Here is a 12,704-nt window from a genome sequence, read left to right as displayed (position 1 = left end):
ATTTCTCACCAACATCAGAAAGTATAGAGCCGAATAAAGAGCGGGTGTGAGAGAAAAGAAAAAGTCCCTTTTGTTTCAGCGCTAAAGTACAAATGAACGATGGTATAGAAGTCACTCCTTCAAAAACAATTTGAAATGACTGTAAAACACAACAAGGTACGAGTTGGTAGTCCAAAATACCTAGTTAGTCCTCGAAATCAAACACTTCAGTCTCATCCTCTAACTAGATTTAATCCGCTCTCTTTTTAATAAATAAATAATATGGTATGATTATAGGGAATGAAAAAATAAAGGAGATGGGTGTTTTTTGACAGAAAATCAGTCAATCTCATTGGAATTGAAATTAAATGATTCTGATGACGTGAGTATGCTTTTAGGAACCCATGATAAACATATAAAATATTTAGAAGACAATGCTGCAGTAACGATCAATACTCGCGGCGAAACAATCCAATTACTTGGAGCAGAGACTGAGGTCCAATTGATTGCTGCGGTCCTTAAAACCTTGCAAGTGCTCATCCAACGCGGTATCAAGATAAGCACACCGGATGTAGTTTCAGCTTTGAAAATGGCTAGAAGCGGTGATTTGGATGCCTTTGTTGTCATGTATGAACAAGAAATTTTAAAAGATCATCACGGTAGAGCGATCCGCATCAAAAATGTTGGTCAAAAAAAGTATATTGATGCGGTACGAAACCGTGATATTATTTTCGGGATTGGTCCGGCAGGAACAGGTAAAACTTTCTTAGCAGTAGTTATGGCTGTTTCCGCATTAAAAAAAGGGGAGGTCCAAAAAATTATTTTAACTCGCCCAGCTGTTGAAGCAGGTGAAAGTTTAGGCTTTTTACCTGGTGACTTAAAAGAAAAGGTCGACCCATATCTGCGACCAGTTTATGATGCGCTGTACCAAGTTTTTGGTATGGATCATACAAATCGCTTAATGGAACGTGGTGTAATTGAGATCGCACCACTAGCATACATGAGAGGACGGACGTTGGATGATGCTTTTGTTATTTTAGATGAAGCGCAAAATACAACCGTTGCTCAAATGAAGATGTTTTTGACTAGATTAGGATTTAATTCAAGAATGATTGTAAACGGTGATACAAGCCAAGTGGACTTACCTAAAGGGGTTGCCAGCGGCTTGATTCATGCAGAAAAAACCTTGCGCTCGATCGATAAGATTGCGTTTGTTCATTTTGATGCAGGAGATGTTGTGCGGCATCCAGTTGTTGCCCAAATCATTCGAGCATATGATAAAGAAAGTCAAAAATAGATTTAAATTTACGGAAAGGAGTGAAAATTCCGTTGAAATACTCGTTACTAAAATTACGTGATAAATTGGGAAAAGCGTATATTCCCATATTGCTACTTGTTTTTTCATGTTTTCTATTTATTATTATGTTTGGCAGCGTTCATCAGAATAAAGTAGAAATAAAAGAGGGGCAATTAGCTGAGAATACTATTCGGGCAAATAAAAACGTTGAAAATACGTATGAAACTACTCAAAAGAAAAAGCTAGCTGCTGAAGCAGTCACACCTGAATATATTTATCAGGAAGAAACAGCAGAAGTTCAGCATAAACGCATCGAAAAGTTATTTAAATTAATTGTGACTGCCAATGAAAAAACAGATAAAGAATATGAAGAGAACAAAGCAAAAGCTAAGAAAGATGAAACGATTCCTAAACCAACTATAGAAGAAAGAGTTGCTAATCTAAAAGCTCAGTTCGAATCGTTGGATCAAGATGAAGTTTCCTTTTATCAAAAATTTCCTAACGTTTTTTATCAAAATATTTTTTCATTAGATGCCAATCAGATTCAACAAGTTAAGACTGAAAGCTTAAAAATCGTCGATGAAAAGATGAAAGATCACGTTCGTGAAGCCGACTTGGATAATATTCGTCAAAGTGCAATCGAGAAAATTCAATTTCTTGACGTCACGGGAGCTATGCAACAAGAAATTCGTTATATCGTCAATGAAGGGATCGTAGCTAACGATTTTGCCAATGATAAAAAGACGAAAGAATTGCGCCAAAATGCAATGGATGCAATTCCGCCAGCTATGATTTACCAAGGAGAAATTATTGTTCGCGAAGGGACTCAAATCGACAGTAAAGCAATGGAAAAGCTTGAATTACTTGGTTTGACCAATCAAAGCACTTCATTATTTCCAATGGTTGCATTAGCCTTGGCCATCGTTTTGCAGGTTTTAGTGTTGTTGTTCTTTACAAAGCAAGTAACAGAAGAAGGCAGACGCAGACACTTCGTTTTATTTTATGTGGGAGCAATGTCATTAAGCGTATTATTAATGAAGTTTTTCCAGATTTTCCAAACAGAACAAATGATGTATATATCATTGTTCTTTCCGGCAGCATTTACACCTTTGGTCCTTAATTATTTTGTGAGCAGAAGAGCTGGAGTTCTGGCAGCTGTTTTCCAAGTGATTTTTTCACTTTTCGTTTTTTATAATTCGATAGGAACAAACTCACTGACGATCATTTTAGTCAGCTATATGTTTTCCGGTCTATTAGCAACAGTTGTCAAACGGACGCGAATCAGTGAACAAGGGTTAGTTGCTGTTTTTTGGGTGATTATCTTCCCTGTTTGTTTGGATTTTGTTTTAATGATCTATCAAGGGATGAATTTTTGGGATAGTAAATCATGGACGATGATGATTTGTGCTTTAGCTGGGACTGTCTTATCTTTCCTTGCTACGATGGGTCTTCATCCATATATTGAATTACTTGTAACGGATGATAGTGTAATTATTTTAAATGAACTAAGTAATCCAAATCATCCGTTGCTGAAGCAATTACTTGAAGAAGCACCTGGTACTTATCATCATAGTATGATGGTTGCAAGTTTAAGCGCCAATGCGGTAGCAGAAATCGGCGGACGTTCATTGTTGACACGTGTTGCTTGTTACTATCATGATATCGGTAAGATCAAACATGCTAATTTCTTCGTGGAAAACTTGCCGGCTGGAGCTGAAAACCCGCATAATTTCTTATTGCCAGAAGATAGTAAACAAATTATTTTTGGGCATGTGATTGATGGTGCTAAAATATTGGAAGAGTATCATATGCCTGAGATGGTGATCGATATTTGTCGCCAACATCATGGCACAACTTTAATGAAATTTTTCTATGTGAAAGCTAAAGAACGAAATGCTGATATTTCTGAAGCGGATTTTCGCTATCCTGGTCCCAAACCTCAAACACGAGAAGCTGGGATTGTCAGTATTGCTGACACATGTGAAGCAGCTGTTCGTGCGATGGATCATCCTACGAACGAAAAGATTCAAGCCTTTGTTCATAATGTCATTCAAGATCGGATTTCTGATGGACAATTAGATGACTGTGGTTTAACAATGAAAGAGATAAGAATTGTTGAAAAGTCTCTGGTCAATGGCTTGTGCAGTACTTTCCACTCAAGAATCAAGTATCCAAAAATGAAATCAGAAGCTGAGAAAATGAAAGATGAACAAGAAAAGAGAGATGACTAATGGATATTTCATTTATTGATGAAACGAAGAACTTATCGAAAACAAACTTAGAAGAAATAGAGAATCTGCTGCAATTTGCGGCAGATTTCCTCAAAATATCTAAAGATGCAGAAATGTCTGTTACATTTATGGACAATGCCGGGATTCAAGTAATCAATCGTGACTATCGCGGTAAAGATGTGCCGACAGATGTGATTAGTTTTGCGCTAGAGGAAGAAGGCGAAGACGAACTGCCAATCATTTTTGAAGATGAAGAAGCAGCGTTTCCAAGAAACCTTGGTGACATTATGATATCGACTGAACGAGCTGTTGAACAAGCAACGGAATATGGCCATTCTGTCGAACGTGAGTTAGGCTTTTTAGCTGTTCATGGTTTTTTACACCTAAATGGTTATGACCACATGGAACCTGATGATGAGAAAGAAATGTTTGGTTTACAGAAAGAGATCTTAGATGCCTATGGACTCAAAAGATAAACAAACGACGAAAAACAAGCATTTTGTCGCATCCTTAGAGTTTGCTCTTCAAGGAATCAAAACAGTTTTCAAAGAAGAACGAAATATGCGGACGCATGTTTTTATGGGGATTGTGGCTATTATTGCTGGCTTTATTTTCCAACTGGTTATATCAGAATGGTTGTGGTTACTTTTGGCAATTTTTTTGGTGTTGGCAATGGAAATTATTAATACGGTATTCGAAAATGTGGTCGATATGGTAACGGATTTTCATTTTCATCCAATTGGTAAAAAGATTAAGGATATGGCTGCAGGTGCAGTCCTTCTAACAACAGGATTTGCAGTGGTTGTGGGAGTATTGTTGTTTGCCCCCAAAATTTGGCAAATAATACAAGATTTTTTATAGAGGAGAGAAACAATGACAGAAGCACATAAATCCGGATTTGTAGCGATTGTAGGTAGACCTAACGTTGGAAAGTCTACTTTACTGAATCGAATCGTCGGACAAAAAATTGCGATAATGAGCGATAAGGCTCAAACAACTAGAAATAAGATTCAAGGAATTTATACAGTGCCAAACGCCCAGATCGTTTTCATTGATACTCCTGGTATTCATAAACCAAAACATCGTTTAGGTGATTTTATGGTTGAAACAGCTTATAGTGCTCTACGTGAAGTAGATGCCACGTTATTTATGATCAGCGCTGACCAAAAAAGAGGCCGTGGGGATGACTTTATCATTGAGCGACTTAAAACAATGAGCAGCCCAGTCTATCTTGTGATCAATAAGATTGATACTGTTCATCCTGATCAGTTATTAGGGATTATTGAAGATTACTCAAATCAGATGGAGTTTGCAGAAGTTGTACCGATTTCAGCGACTGAGGGAAACAATGTAGATCGCTTGATGGATGTGTTAATTGATCAAATGCCAGAAGGACCACAGTATTTTCCAGATGATCAGGTCACGGATCACCCTGAGTATTTCATTGTTTCAGAATTAGTTCGTGAAAAAGTATTGTTGCTGACGCGCGATGAAATCCCTCATTCTGTTGCTGTTGTGGTCGATTCAATGAAACGGGATGACAATGATAAAGTGCATATTCAAGCAACGATCATCGTTGAGCGTGATAGTCAAAAAGGGATTATTATCGGCAAAGGTGGTAAGATGCTGAAGCAGATCGGAACCAAAGCCAGACAAGATATTGAACATTTGTTAGACGATAAAGTCTATTTGGAACTTTGGGTAAAAGTCCAAAAAGACTGGCGTGATAAAAAGGTTCATTTACAGGATTTTGGTTACCGTAAAGACGATTATTAATAAGTGGGAAAAGAACAATTCTGTGCTACGACGGAATTGTTCTTTTACTTCTATCTCTGCTAAAATAGAGTTGAGCAAAGAGGAGGCTAAAATATGACTTTGGGAGAAACAAAAGGGATTATTTTATTTACCAAAGATTACAAAGAAAAAGATAAATTGGTCAAGATATTTACAGAGTCTTTTGGTAAATTGATGTTTTTCGTAAAAGGAGCTCATCGAAAAAATAATCCGATCGGTTCTGCTCTTTTGCCTTTTACAGAAGCTGTATACATTGGTGATTTTAGAGAAGATGGCTTATCATTTCTGAACGGAAGCAAGAAAGTCTACCCGCTTCGAGTGATTCAAGAAGACATCTTTGTTAATGCGTATGCGACATATATTTTGAATTTAGTCGATGCGGCTATAGAAGATCGGACGTATGATCCGAACCTATTTTATTTTGTTCAGCAAGCCTTGCGCTTACTGAATGACAATAAAGATGCCGAAATCATCACGAATATTTTCGAAATCCAATTGTTAAGTCGTTTTGGTATTACGCCTGAGTGGCGACACTGTTGCGTTTGCCAGGAGACACGAGGGAAATTTGATTACTCGTCGAAATATAGCGGTGTTTTGTGTGAACGACATTGGCATTTGGATAGTCATCGGTATCATGCAGATCCTCGAGCTGTCCATTTCATTCGTCTGTTTTCGACTATTTCTTATGATAAAGTTCAAGACATCAACGTTAAATCAGAGACGAAAACCGCGATTAGACAAACGATTGATGAATTGTATGACGAATATGTCGGTATCAATCTAAAAAGTAAAAAATTTATTGATCAGATGAAGAGCTGGGAAGATACGTTGAAACTGCCTAAAAGAGAGAAAAAAGATGAGGAAAGGGATACAACGATATCTTAGTAGAGAAAAAAGCAAAACAATTTCTGAAGCTACCAGAATTGTTTTGTTTTTTTAGAGTTGATTGCACAAATAAGTTGAGCAATTGCTTGATTTTAGATAAGACAGCTACAATGAATTTCGCTTTTGCATAATCTCATATATAGCCAATTATAGTATTGTTTTTTTTGAATCTTCATGTTAAATTGAAAATTCCGTTGTTTGATTAGCTACTTGTTATCTTTATCTTTTTCCTTAGGTACAAGGATTGCTTGATCATATCCTGATTTATTATCGCTCTTTTTGCCATCCAACTTGAAAGATTTTTCTGTTAGCTTAACGTTTTTATTATTTTTCTTTAAATCTAAAACTATTTCTTGTTTTAATTCACTATTTTTTAGTGTAAGTGTATTTCCTTTTACTGTGTAGTCATATGTGAAGGTGATGCCTTTAGCAAATGCGTCAACAAAACTGTCAGCAAGATTATTGCCTGAACTTTCCACTTCTGGACTCATAGTCATTTTTTTATCATCAAAAGACAATACAAATTTTGTATCATTATCTGATTTTTCTGCGGTTTCAAGATACCAATCGTTCGCAGTAAGATCCGCTTTTAAGTTAGAACACCCTACAAAAATAAATACCCCTAAAACAAGTAAAACAAAACTGAATGATTTTTTCATTTTTACACTCACCTTATCTAGATTTGATCACTAAAATATAAACATGTTTAGATGATCATGAATTGTGTAATAAATAACTGCGTACTTACTACGTATCAAGTATATAAGATTCCCCAATTGAAGGCAATCTATAGTTTGTTAGTTGTGACACTATGAAAAAATAAAAAAGATTTGACATATTCTTTATCTAAGATTATCATAAAGAGTAATTAAATACATACGTTGAAAAAGAAGAGTAAAAAGAACTGCTGTTATAGCGAGTCTGGAAAAGTGTGAGCCAGATACAAGCAACTTTTGAAGGGCGCTTTTGAGTATACTTAAACGAAGCTGCCGATGGTGAATATCGGAAGTAGGGTGGAACCGCGATTATTCGTCCCTATGTCTCTTAGAGGCATGGGGACTTTTTGTTTGCCAGTTTTTTAAATTTAAGGAGGAACATAATGGAAAAGAAACTTACGGTACAAGAAATGATTTTAACATTACAAAAATTCTGGTCTTCAAACGGTTGTATGCTGATGCAGTCTTATGATACAGAAAAAGGGGCCGGAACGATGAGTCCATATACCTTTTTACGAGCAATTGGACCTGAGCCTTGGAATGCAGCCTATGTAGAACCATCAAGAAGACCTGCTGATGGTCGCTATGGAGAAAACCCGAACCGTTTATATCAACATCATCAATTCCAAGTTGTAATGAAGCCTTCTCCTGAAAATATTCAGGAATTGTACTTAGAAAGTTTAGAGTTATTGGGCATAGATCCCTTAGCGCACGATATCCGGTTTGTTGAAGATAACTGGGAGAATCCTTCCATGGGTTGTGCCGGTCTCGGTTGGGAAGTTTGGCTTGATGGGATGGAGATTACTCAGTTTACGTATTTCCAACAAGTAGGTGGACTAGCCTGTCATCCAGTTACTTCAGAAATCACTTATGGTATCGAGCGACTAGCTTCATATATTCAAGAAGTGGAAAGTGTTTACGATTTAGAGTGGACACAGGGCGTTAAATACGGAGAAATCTTCAATCAGCCTGAATATGAACATTCAAAGTATTCATTTGAAGTTAGCAATCAAGACATGTTATTAGAAAACTTTGATAAATTTGAAAAAGAAGCGAAACGTTGTATTGATGAAAACTTAGTTCACCCAGCGTATGATTATATTTTAAAATGCAGCCATACCTTCAATTTATTAGATGCTCGCGGTGCAGTATCAGTAACAGAACGTGCTGGGTATTTGGCTCGTATCAGAAACATGGCAAAAGCTGTCGCAAAAATATTTGTCGCAGAACGTGAGAAATTAGGCTTTCCACTTTTAAATAAAGAAAATCAACCGACGAAGGAGGCAAAATAACATGGCAAAAGACTTATTACTTGAAATTGGCTTGGAAGAAATGCCAGCTCATATTGTCAGCCCAAGTCGTTTACAATTAGAAAACAAGATAGTGAAATTCTTAGATGAACATAACTTAACGTATGAGACAGTCCAAAGCTTTTCTACACCTCGCCGTTTAGCCATACGTGTGACGCAATTGCCGGAACAACAAGAAGATACCCAAGAAGAGGTAAAAGGACCTGCTAAAAAAATTGCGCAAGATGCCGAGGGAAATTGGAGTAAGGCGGCTGAAGGATTTGTAAGAGGTCAGGGTCTGACGACAGATGCGATTACTTTTAAAGAGCTAAATGGCGTAGAATACGTCTACGTGACAAAACACAATAAAGGTCAACAAACGATTGATGTATTAGCTGGTTTGAAAGATGTTATTACAAGTTTGACTTTCCCGGTTACGATGCACTGGGCAGACTATGATTTTGAGTATATTCGTCCGATTCATTGGATTGTGGCCTTATTAGATGATGAAGTGATTCCATTTTCTGTACTAGATGTAACGACAGGAAACAGTTCTCGTGGCCATCGATTCTTAGGTGATGATGTAACCTTTAACCATTCCGATGAATATGAAGAAAAAATGAAAGAACAGTTTGTAATTGTTGATTCTAACGAAAGAAAAACAATGATCGTTGACCAAGCAAATCAATTGGCTGATAAAAATAATTGGAAGCTGGATTTAGACGAGAAATTATTGGAAGAAGTTAACAATTTAGTTGAATACCCAACTGCATTTGTAGGGGCTTTTGATGAAAAGTATCTTTCTGTTCCTGACGAAGTCTTAGTTACGTCGATGAAAGAACACCAACGTTATTTCGATGTGCGTAATGATCAAGGATTGTTGCTTCCGCATTTTATTTCAGTTAGAAATGGTGATAGTGTTCATATTGAAAATGTAATCAAAGGAAATGAAAAAGTTTTGATTGCTCGTTTAGAAGATGCTGAGTTTTTCTACAATGAAGATAAAAAGCTGTCAATTGAAGAATGTGTCAATAAATTAAAAAATGTAACGTTCCATGAAAAAATTGGTACGATCTATGAAAAGATGCAACGTGTCGGTGTTATTGGACAAATCATTGGAAAAGAAGTGGGCTTATCAGATGAAGAACTGACAGATTTAAAACGCGCTTCTGAAATTTATAAGTTTGATTTAGTCACAAACATGGTTGGTGAATTCCCAGAGCTACAAGGAATCATGGGCGAAAAATATGCATTGTTACAAGGAGAAAAAACTGCAGTAGCAAAAGCAATTCGTGAACACTACTTACCAACATCGAGTGAGGGCGACTTGCCAGTTTCTTCTATTGGAGCAGTTCTGGCCATTGCGGATAAACTGGATAGTCTATTTTCATTCTTTACCGTCGGAATGATACCTAGTGGTTCAAACGATCCATATGCATTGCGTCGTCAAACGTATGGTGTAATCAGAATTATTGAAAATAAAAACTGGCAGTTCCCGTTAGTTCAATTACAAATGGATATTGATGCAGCAGTCAATTCAGATAGCCAAAAATATGGTATTCAGCTAACAAGTGGACAAGAAGAAGTGATCGATTTTGTAAAAGCACGTTTACGTCAGTTGTTAGCAACCAAAAATGTGCGTCATGATGTGATCGATGCCGTAATTTCTTCTGAACAAAAAGACTTAACAAAACTATTTTCATCAGCAACTATTCTAAAAAAACATTTGCTGGATAAAGATTTTAAACCGTCAATGGAAGCTTTAACACGAGTGATCAACTTAGCCAAAAAAGGTCACGAGTTATTAAATCAAGAAAACAAAGTCGATGTAGCATTGTTTGAAAATCAGGCTGAGAAAGCCTTGCATCAAGCAGTGAATAAAATTGAAGAGCAGTTTAATGAAAATACGATGTCGGAGAACTATCAAGCATTGGTAGAGTTACGTCCATTGATCGAACAATATTTTGAGGAAACAATGGTCATGGTGGAAGACGAACAAGTGAAGATCAATCGCTTGAACGAACTTAATCGAATCGCGAAAATGTCGTTATCATTAGCTAGTCTTGATTTGTTGATCGTAAAATAAAATGAGTCAAAGGGGAAAGAGGTCCGTAACAAAGGGTCTTTTCCCTTTTTTTGTTAAGCTAAACTCCTATAAATAATAATAAAAACAACGAATGAATCATTTTTGTAAGCAAAATTTTTTCATAAATTATTTCAACATGGTACGATTGACTTATCGAACGATAAGGTGATCATACCATGTTTTATTAGGAGGAAAGAAGATGAATCATTTTTTGAAATTATTTAGTGTCGCAGCAATAACATTTTTAGTTTTGGATTTTGCCTGGTTGCTTTTCATTGCTCGGAAAATGTATCAAGAACAGTTAGGTAATTTGTTAGGTACAACAAAAATCATTCCAGCGGCTATATTTTACGTGTTATATCTGGTCGGTCTACTCTTCTTTGTTGTCTATCCAGCGCTTGAAAAAAATAGCTTGATGTACGCTCTTTTAGCAGGTGCCTTGCTTGGATTATTATGTTATGCAACATATGATTTGACGAACCTCGCTACGATCAAAGGTTGGCCTGCTTTGGTAACGGTTATTGATTTAATCTGGGGAGCCGCAGTTACTGCAACCACTAGTGGTATTACAGTTTTTGTAGCCCAGCATTTTAATTGGAGGTAAATGGTGAATGAACGGTCAGTCTATTGATTATCAAGAATTGTTGTTTGCTTTTCAACAAGGAGCAGTTCAACTAATAAATGAAAAGAAAGAACTCAATCAAATCAATGTTTTTCCCGTGTCAGACGGAGATACTGGAAGTAATTTAGCTTCATTGATGCAGACAATTCTTGAAGAAACTAAAGATGAATCAACATCTGTTATTGATGTTCTTGAAAAAATTGCAGATGCCTCTTTACTAGGGGCTAGGGGGAATTCAGGCATTATTTTTGCTCAATATTTTAATGGTATTTATAACAATCTATTGCTTCAAGAAGAAAAAGATTCTGTTGCAAGCTTTGTGAAAAGTGTGAAACTGGCAATCAAAGAAGCATACCAAGCCATTAGTAATCCAGTTGAAGGGACCATTATCACGGTTATTCGAACGTGGGCAGAGGCACTCAATGATGATGAGCAGATACATGGACATGGGTTAGAAAAATTGTTACCAAAAGCATTAACTGAAGCTGAGCAAGCGCTGAAAAATACTACGAAGCAATTAAAAATTTTACAAAGAAATCAAGTAGTCGATGCTGGAGCAAAAGGGTTTTATATATTTATAGAAGGCTTTACACGAGCTTTTGTCAATAAGCAAACAGCTGTTAAAACTATGATACAGGATGATGATTCAGTCAAAATAGAGGTTTCTGAATCAAGACATTCGAATGCTGTAAAACCCAACTACAGATATTGTACCGAAATTTTATTGGAACAAGTAACACAGACCAAAGAAGAAATTCAAGAAAAATTAAGTACCTATGGCGATTCATTGATTGTTGCTGTGAATCGTGGGAAAGCTAGGATCCATATCCATTCCAATCAGCCAGATCAAGTGTTGAGCTACTTAAATACGATCGGTCAACCTGTTCAGCAAAAAGCTGATGACATGTTATTACAATATCAAGTAAATACACATAAAAAAGCGCCAATCGCCTTAGTGACAGATTCGATCGCTGATTTGCCAGCTGAATATGTGCTAAGTAACCAAATCCATGTGTTGCCAATGAATATCTTGATCGGAAATACTAGCTATATCGACAAAGTAACAATCCAAAGTCATCAGTTTTTTGAACTGAATAAAAATCAAAGCGAAAGAGCAACTAGTGCTCAACCAACATTGAAAACCATAGAAAATCTGTTTTCATTTTTAGAAACGAAGTATGAAGCAATATTGGTTATTACAGTTGCTGAGAAATTGAGTGGAACATTTCATACAGTGAAAGAAGCAGCTAAACGGATGACATCATCCAGCACAAGGATCGAAGTGATTGATTCTAAACAAAATTCTGCTGCTCAAGGCTTACTCGTTATGAGAGCAAATGAATGGATTCAAGCTGGTTTACCTTTTGATGAATTAGTGAAACAAGTGGAAATAAAACGAAATCAGTTTAAAATCCTTGTTAGTGTCGATAATTTGGATCCGATGATTGATTCTGGTAGAATCCCTCAATTTATAGGGAAAATAGCAAAAAAAGTTAATTTAAAGCCTATTGTTAGTTTAAATGGAGAAGGGGAAGGAAAGTTAAGTAATTTTGCATTCAGTTTGGAAAAAAATGAAATAAAGGTGTTACAGCAACTGAAAAAATTGCAAGAAAAAAATAACATAAAACGCTACGCAGTCATTCATGCTAATGCTCAAGGTAGAGCGACGCACTGGGAAAGTAAGTTGATCGAACAATTTGGTTTTGAGCCAAATTATATGATGGATATTTCAACCGTGATTGCGATGAGTGCTGGTCAAGGCAGTGTGGCTGTAGCGGTTGAAATCGAAGAAAGTGGGGATTAAT

Annotated in this window: 11 protein-coding genes; 10 read left to right on the top strand and 1 reads right to left on the bottom strand. The window is 36.5% G+C overall.

Annotation, left to right across the window (positions count from 1 at the left end):
- The first annotated feature begins 307 nt into the window (after positions 1-307).
- The 6 genes from RV15_RS06985 (at position 308) to recO (ending at position 6,186) form a co-directional block, all read left to right on the top strand.
- Positions 308-1,276 (top strand): PhoH family protein, encoded by a 969-nt coding sequence (locus RV15_RS06985; protein WP_071877330.1) that lies wholly within the window; start codon positions 308-310, stop codon positions 1,274-1,276.
- 32 nt (positions 1,277-1,308) lie between these two features.
- Entirely contained in the window at positions 1,309-3,507 is a 2,199-nt protein-coding gene (locus tag RV15_RS06980) for an HD family phosphohydrolase (protein ID WP_071877329.1), read from the top strand.
- Entirely contained in the window at positions 3,507-3,983 is a 477-nt protein-coding gene (gene ybeY, locus RV15_RS06975) for an rRNA maturation RNase YbeY (protein ID WP_071877328.1), read from the top strand. Before RV15_RS06980 ends, ybeY begins: the two co-directional genes overlap by 1 nt.
- Positions 3,961-4,368, top strand: a complete 408-nt coding sequence (locus RV15_RS06970; RefSeq protein WP_071877327.1) for a diacylglycerol kinase family protein — start codon at positions 3,961-3,963, stop codon at positions 4,366-4,368. The genes ybeY and RV15_RS06970 overlap by 23 nt, the downstream gene beginning before the upstream one ends.
- 12 nt (positions 4,369-4,380) lie before the next feature.
- Positions 4,381-5,283 carry a GTPase Era gene (era, locus tag RV15_RS06965; RefSeq protein ID WP_071877326.1) on the top strand — a complete coding sequence of 301 codons (903 nt, stop codon included), beginning with the start codon at positions 4,381-4,383 and terminating at the stop codon, positions 5,281-5,283.
- Between the two features lie 93 nt (positions 5,284-5,376).
- Positions 5,377-6,186 carry a DNA repair protein RecO gene (recO, locus tag RV15_RS06960; protein ID WP_071877325.1) on the top strand — a complete coding sequence of 270 codons (810 nt, stop codon included), beginning with the start codon at positions 5,377-5,379 and terminating at the stop codon, positions 6,184-6,186.
- Positions 6,187-6,392: 206 nt separating this feature from the next.
- Here the strand turns inward: recO and RV15_RS06955 are convergent, their stop codons facing one another.
- Complete coding sequence (locus RV15_RS06955) at positions 6,393-6,845, bottom strand: hypothetical protein (RefSeq protein WP_071877324.1); 453 nt, start codon at positions 6,843-6,845, stop codon at positions 6,393-6,395.
- A gap of 440 nt (positions 6,846-7,285) precedes the next feature.
- On the opposite strand from RV15_RS06955, the gene glyQ reads away from it, so the two are divergent.
- From glyQ to RV15_RS06935, 4 genes are all read left to right on the top strand, one after another.
- On the top strand, positions 7,286-8,194 hold the full coding sequence (gene glyQ, locus RV15_RS06950; RefSeq protein ID WP_071877323.1) for a glycine--tRNA ligase subunit alpha: 909 nt from the start codon (positions 7,286-7,288) through the stop codon (positions 8,192-8,194).
- 1 nt (position 8,195) lies between these two features.
- Positions 8,196-10,277: a glycine--tRNA ligase subunit beta gene (glyS, locus tag RV15_RS06945; protein ID WP_071877322.1), complete on the top strand. Its 2,082-nt coding sequence runs from the start codon at positions 8,196-8,198 to the stop codon at positions 10,275-10,277.
- Positions 10,278-10,476: 199 nt separating this feature from the next.
- A complete protein-coding gene (locus tag RV15_RS06940; protein ID WP_071877321.1) occupies positions 10,477-10,881 on the top strand; it encodes a DUF2177 family protein in 405 nt (134 codons plus the stop codon).
- Between the two features lie 7 nt (positions 10,882-10,888).
- The gene (locus tag RV15_RS06935) at positions 10,889-12,703 is read left to right on the top strand and encodes a DegV family protein (protein ID WP_071877320.1); all 1,815 of its coding nucleotides are present in this window, start codon (positions 10,889-10,891) and stop codon (positions 12,701-12,703) included.
- Position 12,704: the final 1 nt, after the last annotated feature.

Source organism: Enterococcus silesiacus, assembly GCF_001886225.1.
In the GTDB taxonomy this organism is placed as follows: domain Bacteria; phylum Bacillota; class Bacilli; order Lactobacillales; family Enterococcaceae; genus Enterococcus_L; species Enterococcus_L silesiacus.
Note: the sequence above shows the minus strand (reverse complement) of the source record. Positions and strands in the feature narration are given on the sequence as shown.